Raw genomic sequence first — 20675 nt, forward strand, 5'->3', positions numbered from 1 at the left:
CTTTTCCTCCCTTATGCATATACTCCATCCATGATGTCTTCTACTCTTGGCTCGGGGCTGTTTTTGGCGTATTCTATGGCATCCTTTATGGCTGTTTCCACTTCTTTTTCTATTCGGTCCAGTTCCTCCGCCGATGCAACGCCGTCATTTATGAGTTTTTGCCTGTAGCGCTTTATGGGGCATTTTTGTTTCCATTCTTCTATTTCTTCTCTGGTCCTGTATACGTTGGCGTCGCTCTTGGAGTGGCCCAGCCAGCGGTAGGTTTTGTTTTCTATCAGGCTGGGGCCTTCTCCTCTCCTTGCCCTGTCCACGGCTTCTTTTACTGCTTCGTATACTGCTTCCACATCGTTTCCGTCTACTACTTTGCCAGGTATGCCGTATGCTGCTGCTCTGTCGGCGATATTTTGTACTGAGCTTGCCTTGCTGAATGGTACTGACATGCCGTACAGGTTGTTTTCACAGATATATACTATGGGGAGTTTGTTTACGGCGGCAAGGTTTACCGCCTCATGGAAACAGCCCTGGTTTGCCGCTCCGTCTCCGAAAAAGCACAGGGTTACTTTGCCGTCTTTTTTCATTTTGGATGCCAGTGCCGCGCCTGTAGCAATGGGTATGCCTCCTCCCACTATGCCGTTGGCGCCCAGGTTTCCCTTTTCCAGGTCCGCGATGTGCATGGAACCTCCTCTGCCCCGGCAGTAGCCGGTTTCTTTGCCCAGAAGTTCCGCAAACATCTTTGGAAGTTCTCCACCCTTGGCAAGACAGTGTCCATGGCCCCGGTGAGTGCTTGTTATCATGTCACTTTCTTCCAGGGCCGCGATGGAGCCAACTGCTGAGGCCTCTTCTCCTACGGACAGGTGGCAGGTACCCCATATCATGTTGGCTTTAAAAAGCCTGTCTACCTCCAGTTCAAATTGCCTTATTTCCAGCATTTTGCGGTACATCCACAGTTTCTTTTCTTTTGAAAGAGCCATATGATCAACTCCCATTTTTAATATTTCCAACATCGTGGTAATATCCCCTTATGGCTTTTAGAAATTCTTCTTTCCGTTTTGCTTTTTGTACCAACATCCGGGAAACCTATTAAAGAACATATGATAAATTATATTTCATTTGTTAACTCTATGCAATTATTATGCCATTAAATCGAGTTGAAAGAGAAAGGGCTCATCGCCCTTTATACTTTGTATGCCACATAATATGCCATTATCTTATCAGTCTATCCTGCATCCTTCTTAACTGGAGAATGAGGGAACTTTCATCCAACTCCACCGCATCGTAAGTTATGGTTTCGCCTTTTTTGATATCCTTCTTCAAAACCACATTTTTGTTCACAAGGCCTATGGGAAGTGCATTTTGTTTTTTGGCATTATTAAAGGTGTCTATTACGCCATACACCGTGTATCCTCCTATGCTGTCTAAGTGTTCTCCTGCCTTTAAATCCTTCTTAGCCACGGTCACCGTCTCTGAAACAGGAGCTCCCTTCGGTGCTATGGTGGGCTCATGGTATATATATGCCCTTGCTGCCGAAAGCGGTGTTTCGATACTGGTTAAATGATAAGGCCTGTATAGCACATAATTGGGCCCTTCACCCATGGAGAGATACGCCATTTCCTCCCTAATGGCTGGAAGATTTGTTCTAACTATTACGAAGACCCCAGGGGCTATACCGTTAATGTATTCCACCACCTGGTAGCGGTCCAGGATTCCCCCTTCTTCTTTCAAACTCAGAAGCTTCGGTAGTTCCTTGACAGTGGCTTTAAGGCCTATTAAACCCCTTTGAGTGGGTAAAAATCCTATGGCGTTGGAAACAGCGGTCATCTCCACCATAGTTTTGGTACCGTCTACGAAGGATGCCAGCATCTTGGGATTCATTTTCTGGGCTTCGGCCTTTTCCCTCACCGTATCGGGATTTGCATCAAGGTTTAACGGGTTGTTCTTGCCCTTTCCGACCACCACTACTTCAAACCCCATGCCATCCGCAAAGTCATACAGTTCTTTGATGGCACCGGGTTCGTCACCAGCAGACACAGTATATACCACCCCGGCGCTGTCGGCCATTTTCTTCAGTATGGGCCCTACTGTCACATCAGTTTCTACATTTAACATTACGATGTGTTTGCCATTGTAGATGGATTCCAGGGCAAGCTGCGCCCCCACTTCTGGTACTCCGGTGGCATCTATTACCACATCTACCGGAAGAGCTTTAGTAACCACTTCAAGGTCATCGGTGACCACATATTTGCCTCGGCTTATGGCTTCCTCCGCTTCAGAAGGCGTTTTCGCTACCGCAATGTCATCGGGATTTATACCTGCCAGCGTGTAAGCCTTTTTTGCGTTATCTACATTTATATCCGAAATTACAGCGGGTCTAATGCCCTTCATGCAGAACATCTGGCTGGTCATGCCGCGCCCCATCTGGCCGGCTCCCACAAGACCTATATTTATTTTCTTTCCGCTTTCCTCCAGCTGTTTTAATCTGGTATTCAGATTTAACATGTTAGCATCTCCTCTTTTTTTTTATGAATTTTAACCTTCTATGACAATCTTTTCTCCCAGATTTACGAAAGGTGCATCTCCGCCTTTTAAATGTATATCGCCCGGCAGTTCGGGAGAAGTTTTGCCATCGAACTTAAGACATGTATGACCCATGCGCCTTACATTTTTATTAACCACTTCGCCGACGGCAGTAATAGTATATACTCTGTTTCCTATTCTGAGCACATCTCCTGCCTTAATGTCATCCAAAAGTTCTCCCTCGGTGTGCAATACGGAAATATCCTGCAGTTCCAAAGGCGCGTTTTCATTGAAAAGCACGATAATATTCTGTCCAAGAAATTCCTTTACAAGCTCGCCAATTCTTGTCACGGTAACTTCATATTTTTTCATCTTATGCCTCCTTCAAGGGCTATGGCGCCTCTCGGCGCCACAGTTTTTTTAAAATTATTATTTTCATTTTATCTTTTATTTTGCATATAGCCCAAAACTGAACAAGTATGCAATCAATACTGCTAAGGGACCGGTTATCAATCTCGAAATCAGTATGGCACCCACACCGACCTCTACCGTTTCAGGTTCTGCTTCACCCAGGCTTAAACCTACGGGTATAAAGTCGCATCCAACTTGAGGATTAATGGCAAAGAGGGCTGGTAATGCAAATTGCGGAGGTACATTACCCTTACCTATCTCAACGCCCACCAGCACACCCACTACCTGAGCAATTACGGCACCTGGACCCAGCAGCGGAGAAAGGACCGGTAGAGCACAGATAATAGAAATTATTAACAGCCCCGGCAATGTTCCTGCCATAGGAGATATGACATGGGCTATCCAGTCTCCTATGCCTGACTTCAAAATGATGCCTATGAGCGTGGCTACAAAGGCCATGAAGGGCAGAATGTTTTTTATAATCTGGTCTATGGTTTCTCTGCCTGACTGATAGAGTACGCCTACAACTCCACCCATGCCGCGGCCTATCTTCTCTATGAATCCCATCTTTCGGCCATTTCCATTACTACTTTTTTTAGATTCCCGGGTAATGGCATCTCCCAGAGACATGCCGGTGGAAACAGCCTTCCCTGCTTCCTCGCCCGAAGCGAGGGTTATATTTTCCGGTTTTACTCCCGACACATAAATATCTTCTTTTATATACTGAGCCAGGGGGCCTACCTGGCCTACAGGAGTGAGGTTTATGGTGGGAATGCGTTTTTTTGGGTAAACCCCGCACCGGGCCGTACCGCCGCAGTCAATAATTACACAGCAAATCTGATCTTCCGGCACAGAAGACTTAAAACCGTCAAAGGCTGTGCCGCCGGTAAGCTCGGCTATTCTTTGCGCAACAGGGTCAATGCCCCCTCCAGTCACCGATACTATTTTATCTTTGCCTTCTGATGGTTTTATTATCAAAGGCCCTCCCCAACCACTGGGACCCTTTTCTATTTTTACCGCTTTATATTCCATTTTCCTTCCCTCCTAAACTAGATCTCTCTGTCTCATCATCCTGAGAGTAAGCCTCTCGGTAACAATGCCGCGGATGAAAATTACAATAACGCCTACTATAAAGTATCTGATAGCCAGTTGCCCTAAGGGCAGCCCCAATTGCTGTATCCCCTGGGCAATACCCATGTAAACAAAAAGTTCCGCAGGATTTGCATGGGGAAACAATCCTAAAATCGGGTGAACAAAAGAAACAGCTGCATCATAAAAGGCAGGTTTATATTTTTCGGGCAGGAATCTTCCAAAAGTATACGCCATGGGGTTGGTAAGGAAAAACACGGCCAGCACAGGCATGACGGTGTATCGAAGCAGAGTATATTTGCCCGCATTTTGAGCAATGCCATCTATCCTGTCCTGCCCTATAAATTTGATCAGAGCATTTATAGCGGTCATAAGGGTGATCAGTGTAGGCAAAATTCCGCCGGCAAGTCCCAGAAATGTCTTGCCGCCTTCCTGGAATAGACCTATAAATGATTGGGCTAAATTTGCTAAAACATCCATCTTTTCCACCTCCATAAAATTTAACAAATCCGATTAGACATATAAACTTTAAGATAACAGCGCCTTCCAACCATCACCTCCTTATGTTGTGTCAGGTAATTCCCCATATTTGGTTTATTTTGATTTATTTTAAATTATTTCGAATATGCCGTCTATTGTGATACTTTGGTAGAGGACTTTAATCTACCTTTGTTTTTTCAGATAAAGATTCCACAGCCCGGGTTACAGCTTTTAATAAAGATTTATTAGAACTGTCTACCCCTTTTGTGGCCTCCCAGTAATACAGATCTTTTAGCTCTGGAAAGGGCTTGAATCTGGCAAAAACCGATATTCCGGTCATTTTCCGGGCTTCAACAATCCTGCCTGTTTCATCAACCGAAAGAATCACAATGGCACCGGCTCCGAGTCTACCTTTAGCCGTTCCAAGGCCTACTCTTCCCTTCTCTTTCATGTCTTTCAATTTAATTTGAAAATTTTTTATCTGAAAATATGTGAGTACCCCCTGTAGAATCCACATCAAGCCGATTATCCATAACAGCTTAATCCACATTTTTGCCTCCCTCAATTCTTACCAAGGAGAAAATGGCCGGTATGCTCATCGGTGATAAGAACATCCAGGTGCCCACCTTTTAGTGCTGCAAGGATGGCCTCGTGTTTATCGGGACCTCCGGCTACACCGATAACTAGAGGAATCTTAGTGAGTTTTTCCAGGGATATACCTATTACCCTCTGATTAATCTCAGCTGGGCACAATCTTCCCTCTTTATCTAAAAAGATTGAACATAAGTCGCAGACCGCTCCGGTATTTTTAAGTTGTTCAAGTTCCTTTTCGGAGAAATATCCGGTTTCAAGCATGGTGGAATGAGGTGTCAACGGTGCCCCAACACCTATCAATGCAACGCAGGATTTTTCGGCAAGTTCCAGTACCTGCCTGGTGTTTTTATCAGACAAAATGGTGTTTTTCACATTGAGGCTGTCGACGATGGCAGGTGCATGAAGCAACTGCCAGTCACCGCCAAAAGCTCTGGCAAGGTTTATTACTATCTGATTTGAATGGACATCGAGTTTCGTCTGACCAACGCCTCCCACCAGGGGCACAAAAGTTACGTTTAGTTTGGGAGCGTTTTTTAAGTATTCGTGAACATATGCAAGGGTGGTCCCCCAGGAAACTCCTATGATATCCCTGTCTTTCAGAGCCCTCATAAGGAAACCTGCTGCCGCTTCGGCCAGCAATCTCTTGAGCCCTTCTCCTTCTTCATCAAAGGGAGTAATAATAACTTCCTTAATTCCAAATGCTTTTTCCAGTGTGTCCTCCAGACGTGCGAAACTTCCTTCGTAATTTATCTTTATTTCCACAATGCCCTCTTCCCTGGCCTTTTGTAAGAGTCTGGAAATAGAAGGTCTCGACACGCCGAGTTTGTTGGCAATTTCCTGCTGGGTCTTGTTTTCATCATAATACATATGGGCAATTCTAATTAAGAGTCTGGTTTCTTTGTAGTTCACCATATCACCCTTTGAACATTTGTTCAAATAATAATCATTGGTTCATTTTCATTATAACTCTGTAATTTTTATTTTGTCAAGAATAGTGACAAACTTCACATACCGTTTTTATCTGTAAAGAAGAGCACTATCATGTAAAACGGCAGCCATCTCTAATTATTTTAAAACAATCAGGGAATAGATTATGTCTATTCCCTGAAAAAATTCACCGGATGATGTTACCTGCCGGATATTATGATGGCCCTGGCCTTTTTGTCTTTTGTTATGATGATCCCCAGTTCGTCGCCGGGTTTTATATGTTTAAACTCAACATCATATTCATTATACTCATAGCCTGAAGTGGAAACTCCGACCTTCTCCTGATAATGGATGACGGCCTCCGGCAGCACATATATATCCGGCCCGGCTTCCACTCTGGTGTCGGGTGAATCCATATATTCCCGTTCAATTACTATCAACCTTTTATCCGCATCGACTCTCTTGACCCTGCCGTAAATGAATGCTTCCCCGGCTTTGGGGTTTGCCTCCGGTATGGGCGTCACCTTTTTTGATACGCTGTTTAAGACCCAGATACTTTTTTCTCCGGGACCGAAGGGTTGAATGAGTTGAATGGTATATTCTTCGCCACCATGTCTTACACTCACATAAGCCTCACCAGTACCGGAACCCTCCCCGCTGTCCTTTTTTGATGCCAAAGAATACTCATCATCGGGCAAAAATCCGAAAGCTCCGGCTTCCTTCCTGGAAACCTCCACAGGGTCATACAGCCAGTCTGCTTTACCGCTTTCCGCCAGATTTTTTAAATACTCTTGCCTGCTCTTGCTGACATATACCGGGCCGAACTTTATCTTTCTCACATATATGCCATTGTTTTCATCATCATAGGGTTTATCATTTACTTCAACGGCCACTTTGTCTACATCTTTGATTTGAGTCAATGAAAGGACCATGGCTTGTATAAAGGCCGGAGACCTGTCCAAATATTGTTTTGCACTTTCTTTAAATTTAACCATTATTCCACCGGTATCATACCAATCGGCCGATTCCAATATATCCCCTGCGTCTTGTGGTATTACCGGCAATATTCCCGGTTCCTTCGGTCCCGCCATGATCTCTTTGATTATAGATTCATAGAGGTTTCCGTCCGCTGGGACCTGCCTTTCTTCGGGCACCAATTGTTTGCTGTTGTTGTCGAGAAAATATAATGTTACGGTTTTAGTTTTTGGAGTAACCGGTTCTGTTTTTTTTTTGTCATTATTCTGTAGCCTTGCGGTACATCCTGCCGTCAAAATCAGTATTATGGAAATTATTATCAACGGTCTTGCTAATCTAATCATGATAGAACCTCCCTGTATAATCTTTTATTTTCTTGGTATTTCTCACTTGTTCTTAGAATTTCACCAAATTATAAACAATAACTCTTGGTGCATTCCCTATAGCTTATTTTATTATAACAAATTCCGGAGGTTTTTGCACTTCAAAAAGCCGTTTTGCCACATAAGTTTCCCGGTTAAAACCAATAATATAACCAGCATACTTATAGGAGGTCTATCATGGAGAAACAACAAAAAATTAAAGTAATAGATAGATCCGAAAGAAAAGAGGAAATAGATCTCAAGATGGCAGAAAGAAAAGAGGATCTAGATAGGATAAGGGGAATGAGAAAGGTCATAGATCCTGAGCGGAGACCAGAAAACAAGCGGTGATATATCGGATACCGGAGGTAAGAGGCCGGAAGTCGGAGTAGAAGTGAATCCTACCTGATTAATCTCTGATCTCCGACTTTCGGAAAAAAATCAGTTCCTTCGATACCCACCCTTTATCTCAGACTTCCCGTTATTATATGGATTACTGTAAGATATAGGCATTAAGAGAAATATTGAAATGGGAAATATATGCAATCAGGCTCTTTTCGGCACTTTCTTCCAGTCTTCCAGGAATTTTTCCACACCTATATCGGTGAGGGGGTGTTTTATCATCTGCTGGAGGACTTTGTAAGGCACTGTGGCTATATCTGCTCCGGCCTTGGCTGCATTTATGACATCCATAGGAGTCCTGATGCTGGCCGCAATAATCTGGGTATGTATATCATGTATACTGAAAATCTCAGCTATGTCTGAGATAAGGGCTATACCATCCTGGCTGATATCGGTGAACCTACCCACAAAGGGACTCACATAGGTTGCTCCTGCCCTAGCTGCCAAGAGAGCCTGGTTGGGGTTGAACACCAGTGTGACATTGGTTTTTATACCCTTTTTGCTGAGTTGACTTACTGCCTTGAGACCTTCCCATATTATCGGAATTTTTATCACGATATTTGGGTGCCATGCGGCGATTTCCAACGCTTCCTTCACCATGCCTTCGGCTTCAAGGCTTACCACTTCGGCACTAATGGGCCCGTCCACTATGGATGTAATCTCCATGATGGTCTCCTTGAAATCCCTACCTTCTTTTGACACCAGAGTGGGATTGGTGGTGACACCATAAATCACGCCAAGGGATGCTGCTTCGCGGATCTCATTTACATTAGCGGTATCGAGAAAAAACCTCATAGTAAAGCACCTCCGAATTATTACTTTTTTTATTATTTTATCTTATCTCTCGAAATTTTTCTAGAGGATTTTGGTATTTTTTTTAAATATTTTCAATGGTGAAATTAATTTCAGTTGTTATTTTTTCTTCCATAACGCGCAGATGAATCCGCCACGCTCGGTTTTTGCCAGGCGTTTTTCCTCTTCCTGGCTTATTTTATCCTCCGGTGCATCAGGTGGAATAAAGAGACATTCGCCGCTTTTCATCAGGTGTTTTTTATCCAGGTTTTCCAGTTCTATAAGAGTTTTAAAATCCGCAAAGCGGAATATGGAGTCGGGGTCTTTTTGAGCCTGTTCCATATAAAGTCTTCCCCAGGATGAATCTTTATTTATGGTACCTATAAGAAGCTGCCCTCCGGTTTTTAAAACCCGGTACATCTCATCAAAGGCTTTTTTCGGCTCTTTGATGAATTCAAAGGCCGCCATAGAAAAAACCGCATCAAAACTTTCGTCGAGAAAATCAAGATCATACACATCCACTTTTTTGAATTCAATATTTAAGCCCGCCATTTTTGCTTTTTTCCTGGCGATATGAAGCATCTTTTCCGATATGTCGATGCCTGTCACCTTGCACCCTTTTTGAGCAAGTTTTATGCTGAAATTCCCTGTACCGCAACCTACATCCAGAACTCTCATCCCCTGGACGGGAACAAATAAATCAAAAGCGAGCCTGGTCTCTACCTTATCCGCAAAGCTACCTATTTTAGTCTTATACCAGTTGTCGTAATCCCCGGCTATTTCATTGAAAAAAGACATAACGTTTGCCTCCTTGCAAATTTCTTTTTTTATTTAAGCCACTTAACACCCTATAAGGTCCATTACATATTATCTTTCCTGTTAATTACAAAGAAACGCTGGAATTTTTCCAAATTTATAGAATAGAATAATTTATAGATAATAACCGGCCCACTGTCGGACAGATCAGGCAGAAGGTTATTTATGATAATCGGATTAATTACTGCAGCGGTTGGAATGGCTGGATCTCTGGCACTGGGTCAACCCTGGATCAGTGTGATTCTAACGGTTGCAAGCCTCGGGCTTGGAGTTTTTTTATTTGTCTTTGATGGCCTTCCTCAATGAAACGGTATCGGATTCTTTAAAAGGCACCATATCAGGCGCTTATTACTTATTCTGGGGAATCGGGTTCTTTTTCGGACCGGTTATTGTTGGAAAACTGGGAGAAGTTTCTCATAACAACATTGGATTTTATGTTTTTGCTCTGGCCTTGCTGATAGAAGCTGTGGTAATGATGATATTTTCCAAGCAGTCTTTTCGAAAAGAGGCCATCGGCAATATATCAAAGTAAAATCTAAAGATTATCGTAACGATTTAGCATTTACATTAGTTGGTTCAGTAGTTTTTCTTTTGCGCTAGCAAAAGGTGCTGAATAATCATAGATTATACTTTATCCAAGAGTTTCAAGTATTTTCTCTTTCAATCTCGCATATTCGGGGACTAGCATGGTTTTTTCCGTCCTTTTGTCCGGAAGTTCTACTTTAAGCTCGGCTTTGACAAACGAAGGCCTCTCAGAAAGTACATAAATTCTGTCGGAAAGAAACAGGGCTTCGTCGATGTCATGGGTTATAAAGAGCACCGAAGGCCTGTAAGTTTTAACTATATCCATGAGCCAAAGGTGCATTTTTCTCCTGGTAATTGCATCAAGACCACCGAAGGGCTCATCCAGAAGCATTATGTCATTGGAGAAAAGATAGGTGCGCAGAAGGGCGGCCCTCTGCCTCATACCACCGGATAGCTGCCTGGGGTAATGTCTTTCAAATCCCTTAAGGCCGAAGGTTTCAAAATAGCCTTCGGCCTTTTTTCTTGCTTCCTGCCAGGATGAACCTTTCAACACCAGAGGTAAACTCACATTATCCAGGATGTTTTTCCAGGGCAAGAGCAGATCCTTTTGATGCATGTAGCTTACAAGACCCGTTTTGCCGACGGCATCTTTGCCGTTAACAAGCACCTCTCCGGCATCGGGTCCGGTAAGGCCTGCTATGATGTTGAAGAGGGTACTCTTGCCGCAGCCGCTGGGACCCAGTATAGCCACGAATTCCCCTTCGTTCAACGTAAGAGAAATATCCTTTATGGTTTTCAGAGATCCAAAGTCCTTGTGGACATTCCTTACTTCAACTTTATACAAATTCACCCACATCCTGCTAAACATCTATGGTAAAAATTCATTGGTGAAAGCTTCCGATGCATTTATGTTCTTTGGTATCAGTTTCCTCTCATACATCCAGTTGGCGTAATTTTCCCACACGCTTTGCTTCATCTCGCCCCATCTTGGAGCATCTGACTGATACTCTTTTGCAAGATATTGCTGGCTTTTTATAACCAGGTCTTTGTTCAATTCGGGAGCACTTTTCAGTAAGATATTTCCCGCTTCTTCAGGATTCTTGATGGCATACTCATACCCTTTGGAAGTGGCCGCCAGGAACTTTTTTATGGTATCCCCGTGATTTTCGGCATAATCATCATTTACTATAATCACCGGGGTGTAAAAATCAAGATTTGGATCTTCCTTGCGAATATCTATATAGTTTAGCCTGACTCCGCGTAGTTCCGCTTCAATACCGGTCCATCCGTAGTAGATCCATGCAAAGTCTATATCTTTTTTGACGCTGGTGAAAAAGTCGGCGGAACCTATGTTTACTATCTTGACTTTATTAAAATCTGCTCCGTATTTGTCCATAAGGGCTTTTATCATAGCGGCTTCCGTGGGAGAACCCCATCCGCCGTATATCTTGCCTTCAAAATCCTTTGGAGTTTTTATGTTCTTTTCCACCGGCGAAGCAAATCCTGATGTGTTGTGCTGTATGATAGCCGCTACCGCTTTTACCGGCACATTGGTAGCCCGGGCATTGGTCACCTCTTCCTGATAGCTTATGCCGAACTGCCCCTTGCCTGCAGCTATGAGCTGTGCGGTACCACCTTCGGAAGGTTGTATGATGTCCACATCAAGTCCTTGTTCCTTATAGTATCCCTTGTCTTTTGCCACATAAAGCCCCGTATGGTTTGTATTTGGCACCCAATCAAGCACCACCGTAACTTTTTCCGGCTTTAGGTTTTCAGCATCTGTGTTTTCGCTTGCGGTCTGTTTTTCACCATTGGAAGCGGTCTTTCCTGAACAGCCTGCTAAAAGTACGATAGCTAATGCTAGACATAACAATATGGTTATTATCTTTTTCATAAAACTTACCCCTCCTAAATTCGTTTTTAAATATGATTCCACTATAGAAACATTTCGGTGTCAATGACAGCCTCGGCACCTGAACCCTTTCAGAGGTCGGAAACCGGCATCTGATCAGTCCCACTCATCTCCTTTGATGTAGTTCCAGGGGATGAGCAGTCTTTCGGATACATTTATAGCACCGAATACTCCCAGGCTTAACAAGGAAATTACCGCAATTATGGCAAAGACCCTGTCAACATAAAAGGAATGCTGGGACAGCAGCATGAATACTCCCAGACCCTCTCGAGCCCCCAGCCATTCGCCGATAACCGCTCCCAGGATGCTGTAAGATGCCGCTATCTTCAGCCCTGAAAAAAAGGCCGGCATGGCCGCGGGAAGTTTTACCATCTCAAAAATCCTCCACCGGTCGGCCCCCATGGATCTTAATAGGTCCAGAAGTTCCGGGTCCACCGATGAAAGTCCCTCCAGAAGGCTTACCAGTACAGGGAAAAAGCATACCAGCTGCACCACTATTATCTTGGGCAATAAACCATACCCAAACCAGATAATGAAAAGGGGAGCCACCGAAATTGTGGGTATGGTCTGGGAGACCACCACCAGAGGATATAGGGCTTTTTTCACCAGCGGTAAGCTGTCCATTACAAAAGCCATGACAAAGGCTATTGCGATGGAACTGGTAAATCCTATAAAAGACTCATATACCGTGACTTTGGTATGCTTTAACATAATGGGCAGAATTTTAAAGAAAGCTTTTGCGATGGCAGAGGGAGCCGGCAATATAAAGGGTTCAATATGGCTTAGCCTCACGGCTAGTTCCCATGCTACCACAATAAATATGAAAAACATAACCGGTATTATTTTATCAACGGTATTTATATATCTTTTCATCCATTGTCACACCGCCAGGCTTATAATCTATCATCACTATGGATACAACTCTGCTGGCTCCTTCTTTTATGCAAACATCCTGAGCCTTCTTCACGATTTCCAGGAGCTCGTCAAGTTCACCTTCCATGGTGGTCTCCGAGGGACCAACTATGTACTTCACCCCTGATTCCTTTATAAGTTCAATAACCTTATCCACGACCGGGTAAATCCTCTCTTCTTCCACTACCGGGAGCACCTTTAAACTTACGTTTACTGTAGACATTTTTTCACCTCCCTCAAATTTAAAAGCCCGTCACCTTTTCAGGGTAACGGGCATCGGAAATCTTTATTAAATAAATATTTTGCTTCTCCCTCCGCTGGCATTACCCAGATCAGGTGTAAGGGTCGGAACCACAAGTTCCCTCTCAGCCGGTCAATCCAGCTCCCCTGTTTTTGTTTTACTTAATTATATTCCCGGAATTTAGTTTAGTCAAGAAAAAATCGTGTTTAAAAAACAGCCGGGAGATTTTCCCCCTGACTTAAATGCCGGAAGTTGGATTTCAATCTATCAGCCTTTTTTCTCCCTCCAGAGCTTTTATCCCGCCTATATCCTGGGTGACTTCCAGGGTGCCAATATATTCATCCTTCTCATCCCTCACCGCAAAATAACGGATATATATCATCTTTCCCTGAAGGTTTAACCAGAACTCCTCAAAATCTTTCTTACCTTCTTTAAAATCCTGTAAAAGTTTTTCCACGATATGGACGCTGACCGGTGGATGGCAGTTTTGCACGGTTCTACCGATGACGGTGGTGGTGCGGATAAAGATCCTTTCTTTTCCGGCGGAAAAATACTTCACGGTATCGCTTTTATCCACAAATGTTATATCCACAGGCAGAGTGTTGAAAATCAATTCTATTTCTCCGGGGGTGAGCATGCCTGTCTTAAATCTTATGACCCCAGAAGTCCTGTCATCGGCGATGACTTCCTGCTTTTCCTCCAAGGAAACCCTCCGGGGCTTCCACTCGGCGGCGGGTTTTGTGAGGCAAAAACCTATTTCGGGACTTTGCTTGTATATTTCATACCATTCATCTTCGGTTAGAGTCTCCAGAGCCATAGGGAAGAGTATCTTCTCTTCTTTAAATATCATTTCCATGACCCGGTTTACGGCAGACCTTACCTTCTCAACTATAACAGTTTTATTTTCCGGGTCATAATCCTTTAAGAGATTCCCTGCTTCTTTTACGGCGGCCCGGATCTCGTCATCTACACCCCACATGACCTTGGGGGGTGCGGTTATTCCACTTTTTTCAAGATACGGGAAGAGGAGTTCTTCCTTTTTTTTGTAGTGTTTTTCTATATCCTTTAGCATGTCCATCTTCTCTTTAAGTTCCTGAGCCGCTTTAAATTCTCCGTCCCCTTCTGCGGTCTTCAAAGCCTCCAGTCGGGGATTGATCTCCTTTGAAATCAGCTCCTGCAGTGCCTGGTTTTCCAGCTTCAGGGTATGTATCGGATGGCCCGGAATGGTTTCGGGTTCCGGTTCCTTTTCAAGGGCATCCTTGAAAACCGATGCATGGACATCACACAGGCGCTGGGTCTCCTCCACGGGCAGGCCTTCCTGAATCAGAGCCTGCTCCATGGCGGCCACCTCATCATGGGAAACATCCTTTACTATCTCCCGAAAACGCTCTTTTACTTCATCCACGCTTTTGCCCTTGTGCAGGTCCAGAATAACTTCTCTAAGAAGGTTTATGCGGTATTCCCGGTTTTTTATGAGTTCCGACATCGTTTTTTTCACCTTTCTATCTAAAATATTCCATAATATTCCATAATATTCCATAATATTCCTTGTTCTACAGCTGCTCTAACTACTTCCAGTAGTTAATATTCCCTACGATAATTTATTCAATTACTTTGTCCGGCAAAATCAATATTAACATATTTCAGACTTCTTTTAATGTCAGTGACAAAAAAGGCTATTTCGAACAAAAAGGTGGGGGCGGCCTTTTCGGAAAGCTCCTGGACACCGCCGTGGATGTGGGCAAGAGGAAACTGGCCGGGGAGTCAGCGGCCTTTCAGGTATTCAATGTAACTTCCGGCAAAGACAGGTCCCACGGCAAAGTGCTGGGAGGCCCCGGAAGCTTGCTGGATGGCTTCGGCAACAGGGATTAATAATTTGCATAGCAATAGCTGCATAAAAAAGGGCAGGTATTGTACATGCCTATATCTACAGATTCGGCACACAGACATTCCTTCCTCTGGTTTTTATCTTTTTTTGCTTGAATAGAAAGGTTAAATACCCTGTTTATCAAATTGGCATCTATGCAGCTACCGTGGTTTACTCCAAGATGGGATAGATCCACTTTCTCCGCGCACGAAAAAATTTCTAAGCCGGCATCATCGGCTATTTTTTTAAGTTTCGATACAAAAAAATCCATATCGCTTCTTAACTTCGCTTCCGTGATGTCTGTAACTTTTAATGTGCCGGAGTCTATTAGCTTTTTCCACCTGCGGCTCACCTTGCCGTAGAAATCCACGAAACTGATGACCACCCTTTCGGTAGAGCCTGAAAGCATTCCTGCGATTTTTCCAAACCTTTCAACGTGATAATCTACAGGTGTAAAGTTGCTTATGATAATGGGGTCATATCTCCAGATCACCCTGGACTTACCTATCTTTTGGCTCAAATGAATAAAAGTGTCAAATCTTTCTTCTGCCGGCTTCATGTGCGGCTCAAAAATCCTGGGATAATCGTTTAGGGTATACTGGAAGTAATACCTGTATCCCCTATCATCAAGTTCCTTTAAGTATTTCATCATGGGTTCGGGATTTTTGGTCCAGAAAACAACCGCCTCCACGTCTTCTGGAAGCAGGCTGATGCGTTTTACCTGTTTGGGGTTAAAGGGATTTACCCTGTAGAAAAAGCCTTCCCTTATTCTCTCCATAAACCATTGAGCATAAAAGGCGGGAATATCGGTCCTCCGGCTGGCACTAATAATCAAGTTAGAACTTCCTTCCTTAAAAAATTCTTATTTATTATATGTTAAATCATTTTTTCCTTTTCGTAAACCAATCCTGGCGTACCGGCACTTTAATCCATCGTCTGAGTAATATAATATTGATTCTGTTAAAAGATGGGGGGATAATTTATATGGAAAAAAGAACGGATATGGTGACATAGCGATACCGGAGGATGTGGCCCTCGGTTTTATGATACCATAAACAGTGGTATGAAAGAGGAATGCCTGAAATGGTGCTGTGAGGGGGAAAATCTCCAAACCCTTTGACAGGTATCCTTCTCTATTACTGAAGCTTACCGCCCCATGCAAAGTGGATCTATACAGCGATAAATTTTATGCCGGCTGTAAAGCAGATATCATAAATATAGAGGATAACTCTCTCTTTGCCATATTTTACTTAGAAAATTCGGAAAGTAAAGAACAGGTGAATATTAATTTTCCCTATGTCAGCAAAATCATAGTATACGGCGATGGTTTAAACAGCCTGGAATTTTCACTGTATACTGCTAAAAATGTAGAATGATTCAGGTTAATATAATTTTCGGTATAAACTCAAATTAATTTTTTTAAACCGCAAATTTTCGGGAACAAATTTTAAAAAAAGACGTCTAAACATATAGAAAGGAACTTCACTAAACGGTGCTTTTGGCCATCTTCCGGCAGGACTTAGATTTTACTCTAAAACCAATAATAGAGGCATTCATATGAAGTGGAAAAAAAGCGGATTGCTCATCCTGTTGGTCTTTTTCATGGTTCTTATAACAATTGAGTTTACCGGCTCAAACGGTAGCCTGGCCCTCCCCGGCAGTAATGCAGGTACAAATGTCAAAGCCGATTCTTCTAAAGACAGCACTGTTTTCCCTACCACCGCAAATCTTGAGGAAAACCTGCCGGTCCTGGGCTCCTATGAAAAACTAAAAGAGCTTTTAGAAAAAATAAACATGCAAAACATACGGCACGGTGGTCCCATAAGGTACATGAAAAAAGGCCTGGCTTTGGAAAAAAGCACTGTACAAGCTCCTATGGGGATGGCTGATCAAAAATCCGAAGCGACCACAAACGGTTCATCACCGGATTTTTCCACCACCAATGTGCAGGTGCAGGAAGTGGATGAGGCAGACATAATAAAGACCGACGGGAAATACATTTACCAGGTCAATAACCGCCGGGTAGTCGTCATCGAAGCTTATCCGGCATATAAGATGTCTATAGCGGGAACTATCGATTTTCAAGATGAAAACTTTAACCCCATGGAACTATACCTGGATGAGAAAAATCTTGTGGTGATAGGATCTTCCGTTAAAAATATCCCGCTTGTGGAACCGAAAAAGGCACCCACGAGCGGTGAGAGCAACACCCAGGGCAATGTAACCGGAACCGTTCAGAAGAGCTTCGCTCCGGAAATATATCCTCCCCGTTACTCTTATGGTACCGTAAAGGCTCTGATTTACGACATCCGGGATAAGAAAAACATCCAAAAAATACGGGAACTGGAACTGGAAGGCTTTTATGTATCTTCCCGAAAGATTGGGGCATCTCTTTATATTGTAGCTAACAGAAATGTAGATTATTACATTCTCAAAAACCCCCGGGAGGGTCAGGACCTCACCCCCTCCTACCGGGACACGGTATCAGGCGATGAATTCATAAACATCGGCTACGACAGGATCCGCTATTTCCCGGAGTGCCCGGAACCCAATTACCTCATCATTACAGGCTTGAACCTCGATAAGCCCGGGGAGAAGGCCAATATCTCCACATATCTGGGAGCAGGGGAAAATATTTATGCATCCACCGAAAATCTTTACGTGGCACTGACGGGATATGAAGAAACCTTCGATGCAAAGCATGATGTAAATTATAAAGACGGAGCCGTTTCCAACGAAAAATTCTCCATAATACCCCCCACTTATGATACCAATACCCTCATATACAAGTTCGGCTTGAATGCGGGTAAGATAACTTTCAAGGCCAAAGGCAAAGTGCCAGGAACTATACTTAATCAGTTTTCAATGGATGAACATAAAGACAATTTCAGGATCGCCACTACTTCGGGAGATATGTGGCGCACCGATGAACATACCTCTAAAAACAACTTGTACATCCTGGACAGTACGCTCAAACTTACCGGCCGCCTGGAAGGCATTGCCCCCGGTGAAAAGATATATTCGGTGAGGTTCATGGGAGATCGGGCGTATATGGTGACGTTCAAAAAAGTAGATCCTCTCTTCGTCATTGACTTGAAAGACTCATCCAAACCTTACATCCTGGGGGCCCTGAAGATCCCCGGATACAGTGACTACATCCATCCCTATGATGAAAACCACATCATAGGCTTTGGAAAGGATACCATTGAAGTGGAGCAAAAAGACGCCCAGAGCAATCCTGTAGGGATCATGGCCTTTTACCAGCGCATGAAAATCGCCCTCTTTGATGTGACCGATGTAAATCACCCGAAGGAAAAATTCAAGGAAATCATCGGCGACAGGGGCACCGACTCGGAACTTCTGCGAAACCACAGGGCTCTGCTCTTTTCTAAAGAAAGAAATATAATGGCTTTCCCCATCACCGTCATGGAGATAAAAAATAAGGGAGGAACCATAAAAGGTAACTTCCCCCAGTACGGCGAGTTTTCCTTTCAGGGAGCATATGTATACAGCATAAACCTTCAAATGGGCTTCAAACTTAAGGGAAGGATCACTCATCTTTCATCCGAAGATTACCTCAAATCCGGTGGATCCTGGTATCAAAGCGAAAAAAACATTGAGCGCATCATATATATCGGCGACAACCTCTACACCCTATCTAAAGGCATGATCAAAGCCAATAGGATGAGCGATTTAAAGGAAATAAAGGCAGTGGAAATTCCACAATAAAGGCACCCTGCGGAGATCCGGATCTGAAACTATATCCGCGCCAATGGGGAAGACGTTCAAAGTTTGTAATCAATCGGCCCTTACCACTTTGCGCCAGTCCAGGTCTCCCCTCATCAAGCCCTTTATCATAACTTCGGCGGTGGCAAGGTTTGTGGCCAGGGGAACATTATGTACATCACATACCCTGAGGAGGGCATTGATGTCCGGCTCGTGGGGCTGGGCCGTAAGCGGGTCCCTCAAAAATATCACCAGGTCGATACCCTCCCCCGCCACCATGCCGCCTATCTGCTGATCCCCTCCCAGGGGCCCCGATTGGCATCTTATGACATCGAGGCCGGTGGCTTCCATTATCAATCTACCGGTAGTGCCAGTGGCAAAAAGCTTGTGTTCTTTGAGGATGTCCTTGTAGGCTATGGTAAAATCTATCATCTTCTCTTTTTTGGCATCATGGGCGATAAGGGCGATATTCATAGCAAGCCTCCTTTAATTATACTCTACTCATTTACCATAACCGCTTTAACTACACCACTTCTATCTCTTGCTATCATGTTCATCATCTGGGGAAGTTCATCTATCTTAAAGGTATGGCTTACCATAGATTTAACATTTTTATACATGCCCCATAGCTTCCCCCGCATGGTAGGAACTTCTCACCAGCGGGCCCGAGGCGATATACTTAAAGCCCAGGTCATAACCTATTTTTTTATACCTTTCAAATCTCTCAGGGGTAATATATTCCACTACATCGATATGCTTTTTGGAAGGTTGCAAATACTGTCCTATGGTCATCATATCACAGTTTATTTCCAAAAGGTCTTTCATTACGCTAATGACTTCTTCTTCGGTTTCTCCCAGGCCTACCATGATACCTGATTTAGTGTAGATACTGTCATCGAGCTCTTTTACCCTTTTTAATAGGTCAAGAGAGCGCTGATAGTTGGCCTGGGGCCGGACCCTGGAGTAAAGTCTGGGGACTGTCTCCACATTGTGGTTTATGACATCGGGATGAGCCTTCACCACCGTCTTTATAGAATCGTCATTTCCCTTGAAATCCGACACCAGCACTTCTATGGAAAGATTCGGGATCTTTTTTAGCTCTTCCACGGTTTTTGCAAAATGTAAAGCTCCACCGTCGGAGATGTCATCCCGGGTGACACAGGTAATCACCACGTGTTTTAATCCAAGTTTCCTTGCGGCTTCCGCAACTCTTCTGGGTTCATCTTCATCCAGGGGCTCCGGGCAGCCCTTATCCACCGCACAGAACCGGCACCCCCTGGTACAGATACTGCCCATTATCATAAAAGTAGCCGTCTTTCTGGCAAAGCACTCGCCTATATTAGGGCAGTCGGCGCTCTGACATACGGTATTTAGCGACATGTCCTTTAAAAAATGCTGCATCATTTTCAGTTCTTCCTGCGATACCTTTACCTTCAGCCATTCAGGCCTTTGCATCCTGATCCCTCATTTCAAATCCTGTAATGTCATTTCTTCAATATCCATGTCAAATACCTCTCTAAATTTTTCAACCATTTTATCTGTAACACTCTGTATATTTTCCACTATACCCAGCTTTTCCAGGGATGTCACCCCAAATTCCGTTATACCGCAGGGGTTTATGAGATGAAAGAAGTTTAAGTCGGTATTTACATTAAAAGCTATGCCGTGCCATGTTATCCAGTGCCTGATGGCAACCCCCAAGGCACATATCTTCTCATCCCCTACCCAAACCCCGGTATATTTTTGCTTTCTCCCGGCCGCTATGCCATAATCTGAAAGAAGCTTTATTACCACTTCTTCCAGCATATTCACATAAAGATGTACATCCTTTTGCCATTTTTCCAGGTTAAATACAGGGTATGCCACTATCTGGCCGGGACCGTGGAAGGTGATGTTGCCTCCCCTTTCCACTTCGTAGATTTCCGCTTTTTTCTTAAGTTGGTCCATGGGTATCAATATATTGTCAAATCCCCCGGAACTTCCGACAGTAAATACCGGCGGATGCTGCAACGTTATCAATATGCCGTCGGCAAATCCCTGTTTTACTTTTTCCCGAGCCTTTAGCTGAATATCTTTAGCCTCCAGGTAAGGAGTAACACCCAGCTTGATCCACTTTACTTCCCGCACTTT

At 43.8% G+C, this 20675-nt stretch carries 25 protein-coding genes and 1 riboswitch; of the genes, 5 read left to right on the forward strand and 20 right to left on the reverse strand.

The window, feature by feature from the left end:
• Positions 1-11: 11 nt before the first annotated feature.
• From D2962_RS10035 to D2962_RS10070, 8 genes are all read right to left on the reverse strand, one after another.
• Positions 12-971, reverse strand: coding sequence for a thiamine pyrophosphate-dependent dehydrogenase E1 component subunit alpha (locus D2962_RS10035; RefSeq protein WP_122015771.1), 960 nt, complete (start codon positions 969-971; stop codon positions 12-14).
• Between the two features lie 232 nt (positions 972-1203).
• Positions 1204-2496, reverse strand: a complete 1293-nt coding sequence (locus tag D2962_RS10040) for an NAD(P)H-dependent oxidoreductase (protein ID WP_120767786.1) — start codon at positions 2494-2496, stop codon at positions 1204-1206.
• 30 nt (positions 2497-2526) lie between these two features.
• On the reverse strand, positions 2527-2886 hold the full coding sequence (locus D2962_RS10045) for a PTS glucitol/sorbitol transporter subunit IIA (protein ID WP_120767785.1): 360 nt from the start codon (positions 2884-2886) through the stop codon (positions 2527-2529).
• Positions 2887-2961: 75 nt separating this feature from the next.
• Positions 2962-3957 carry a PTS glucitol/sorbitol transporter subunit IIB gene (gene srlE / locus D2962_RS10050; RefSeq protein ID WP_120767784.1) on the reverse strand — a complete coding sequence of 332 codons (996 nt, stop codon included), beginning with the start codon at positions 3955-3957 and terminating at the stop codon, positions 2962-2964.
• Between the two features lie 12 nt (positions 3958-3969).
• Positions 3970-4494, reverse strand: coding sequence for a PTS glucitol/sorbitol transporter subunit IIC (gene srlA, locus D2962_RS10055; RefSeq protein WP_120767783.1), 525 nt, complete (start codon positions 4492-4494; stop codon positions 3970-3972).
• A 178-nt stretch (positions 4495-4672) separates the two neighbouring features.
• The gene (locus D2962_RS10060; protein ID WP_120767782.1) at positions 4673-5044 is read right to left on the reverse strand and encodes a transcriptional regulator GutM; all 372 of its coding nucleotides are present in this window, start codon (positions 5042-5044) and stop codon (positions 4673-4675) included.
• An 11-nt stretch (positions 5045-5055) separates the two neighbouring features.
• The gene (locus D2962_RS10065; protein WP_120767781.1) at positions 5056-6000 is read right to left on the reverse strand and encodes a sugar-binding transcriptional regulator; all 945 of its coding nucleotides are present in this window, start codon (positions 5998-6000) and stop codon (positions 5056-5058) included.
• A gap of 215 nt (positions 6001-6215) precedes the next feature.
• The gene (locus tag D2962_RS10070) at positions 6216-7334 is read right to left on the reverse strand and encodes a GerMN domain-containing protein (RefSeq protein WP_122014907.1); all 1119 of its coding nucleotides are present in this window, start codon (positions 7332-7334) and stop codon (positions 6216-6218) included.
• A gap of 216 nt (positions 7335-7550) precedes the next feature.
• Here D2962_RS10070 and D2962_RS17610 point away from each other — a divergent pair, with 216 nt between their 5' ends.
• Complete coding sequence (locus tag D2962_RS17610) at positions 7551-7703, forward strand: hypothetical protein (RefSeq protein ID WP_162991014.1); 153 nt, start codon at positions 7551-7553, stop codon at positions 7701-7703.
• 195 nt (positions 7704-7898) lie between these two features.
• On the opposite strand, the gene fsa is transcribed toward D2962_RS17610, so the two are convergent.
• A complete protein-coding gene (gene fsa, locus D2962_RS10075; protein ID WP_122014908.1) occupies positions 7899-8549 on the reverse strand; it encodes a fructose-6-phosphate aldolase in 651 nt (216 codons plus the stop codon).
• A 117-nt stretch (positions 8550-8666) separates the two neighbouring features.
• A complete protein-coding gene (locus tag D2962_RS10080) occupies positions 8667-9377 on the reverse strand; it encodes a class I SAM-dependent methyltransferase (RefSeq protein ID WP_342774541.1) in 711 nt (236 codons plus the stop codon).
• Positions 9378-9642: 265 nt separating this feature from the next.
• Between D2962_RS10080 and D2962_RS10085 the strand changes: the two genes are divergently transcribed.
• The gene (locus D2962_RS10085; protein WP_120767777.1) at positions 9643-9894 is read left to right on the forward strand and encodes a hypothetical protein; all 252 of its coding nucleotides are present in this window, start codon (positions 9643-9645) and stop codon (positions 9892-9894) included.
• 99 nt (positions 9895-9993) lie between these two features.
• Here the strand turns inward: D2962_RS10085 and D2962_RS10090 are convergent, their stop codons facing one another.
• From D2962_RS10090 to D2962_RS10110, 5 genes are all read right to left on the reverse strand, one after another.
• On the reverse strand, positions 9994-10737 hold the full coding sequence (locus tag D2962_RS10090) for an ABC transporter ATP-binding protein (RefSeq protein ID WP_342774499.1): 744 nt from the start codon (positions 10735-10737) through the stop codon (positions 9994-9996).
• Between the two features lie 18 nt (positions 10738-10755).
• Positions 10756-11781, reverse strand: coding sequence for an ABC transporter substrate-binding protein (locus tag D2962_RS10095; protein WP_120767775.1), 1026 nt, complete (start codon positions 11779-11781; stop codon positions 10756-10758).
• Between the two features lie 114 nt (positions 11782-11895).
• Positions 11896-12672 carry an ABC transporter permease gene (locus D2962_RS10100; RefSeq protein WP_122014911.1) on the reverse strand — a complete coding sequence of 259 codons (777 nt, stop codon included), beginning with the start codon at positions 12670-12672 and terminating at the stop codon, positions 11896-11898.
• Positions 12647-12934 (reverse strand): thiamine-binding protein, encoded by a 288-nt coding sequence (locus D2962_RS10105; protein WP_122014912.1) that lies wholly within the window; start codon positions 12932-12934, stop codon positions 12647-12649. The genes D2962_RS10100 and D2962_RS10105 overlap by 26 nt, the downstream gene beginning before the upstream one ends.
• Positions 12935-13003: 69 nt before the next feature.
• Positions 13004-13110, reverse strand: a riboswitch (TPP riboswitch).
• 101 nt (positions 13111-13211) lie between these two features.
• Positions 13212-14438, reverse strand: coding sequence for a DUF438 domain-containing protein (locus D2962_RS10110; RefSeq protein WP_122014913.1), 1227 nt, complete (start codon positions 14436-14438; stop codon positions 13212-13214).
• A gap of 128 nt (positions 14439-14566) precedes the next feature.
• Here D2962_RS10110 and D2962_RS10115 point away from each other — a divergent pair, with 128 nt between their 5' ends.
• Positions 14567-14824 (forward strand): hypothetical protein, encoded by a 258-nt coding sequence (locus D2962_RS10115; RefSeq protein ID WP_120767771.1) that lies wholly within the window; start codon positions 14567-14569, stop codon positions 14822-14824.
• Here the strand turns inward: D2962_RS10115 and D2962_RS10120 are convergent.
• Positions 14821-15654: a DUF1848 domain-containing protein gene (locus tag D2962_RS10120; RefSeq protein ID WP_122014914.1), complete on the reverse strand. Its 834-nt coding sequence runs from the start codon at positions 15652-15654 to the stop codon at positions 14821-14823. The genes D2962_RS10115 and D2962_RS10120 overlap by 4 nt on opposite strands.
• Before the next feature lie 256 nt (positions 15655-15910).
• Here D2962_RS10120 and D2962_RS10125 point away from each other — a divergent pair, with 256 nt between their 5' ends.
• Complete coding sequence (locus D2962_RS10125; RefSeq protein WP_122014915.1) at positions 15911-16195, forward strand: hypothetical protein; 285 nt, start codon at positions 15911-15913, stop codon at positions 16193-16195.
• A gap of 181 nt (positions 16196-16376) precedes the next feature.
• A complete protein-coding gene (locus D2962_RS10130) occupies positions 16377-18548 on the forward strand; it encodes a beta-propeller domain-containing protein (RefSeq protein ID WP_122014916.1) in 2172 nt (723 codons plus the stop codon).
• A 69-nt stretch (positions 18549-18617) separates the two neighbouring features.
• On the opposite strand, the gene mgsA is transcribed toward D2962_RS10130, so the two are convergent.
• From mgsA to lipB, 4 genes are read right to left on the reverse strand one after another with little or no spacing between them, the layout of a single operon-like run.
• On the reverse strand, positions 18618-19019 hold the full coding sequence (gene mgsA / locus D2962_RS10135; RefSeq protein WP_120767768.1) for a methylglyoxal synthase: 402 nt from the start codon (positions 19017-19019) through the stop codon (positions 18618-18620).
• A 23-nt stretch (positions 19020-19042) separates the two neighbouring features.
• Positions 19043-19165: a hypothetical protein gene (locus D2962_RS19230; RefSeq protein WP_281273646.1), complete on the reverse strand. Its 123-nt coding sequence runs from the start codon at positions 19163-19165 to the stop codon at positions 19043-19045.
• On the reverse strand, positions 19158-20000 hold the full coding sequence (gene lipA, locus D2962_RS10140; RefSeq protein ID WP_120767767.1) for a lipoyl synthase: 843 nt from the start codon (positions 19998-20000) through the stop codon (positions 19158-19160). The genes D2962_RS19230 and lipA overlap by 8 nt, the downstream gene beginning before the upstream one ends.
• Before the next feature lie 9 nt (positions 20001-20009).
• Positions 20010-20672, reverse strand: coding sequence for a lipoyl(octanoyl) transferase LipB (lipB, locus tag D2962_RS10145; RefSeq protein WP_120767766.1), 663 nt, complete (start codon positions 20670-20672; stop codon positions 20010-20012).
• Positions 20673-20675 lie beyond the last annotated feature (3 nt).

This window comes from Biomaibacter acetigenes (genome assembly GCF_003691585.1).
In the GTDB taxonomy this organism is placed as follows: domain Bacteria; phylum Bacillota; class Thermosediminibacteria; order Thermosediminibacterales; family Tepidanaerobacteraceae; genus Biomaibacter; species Biomaibacter acetigenes.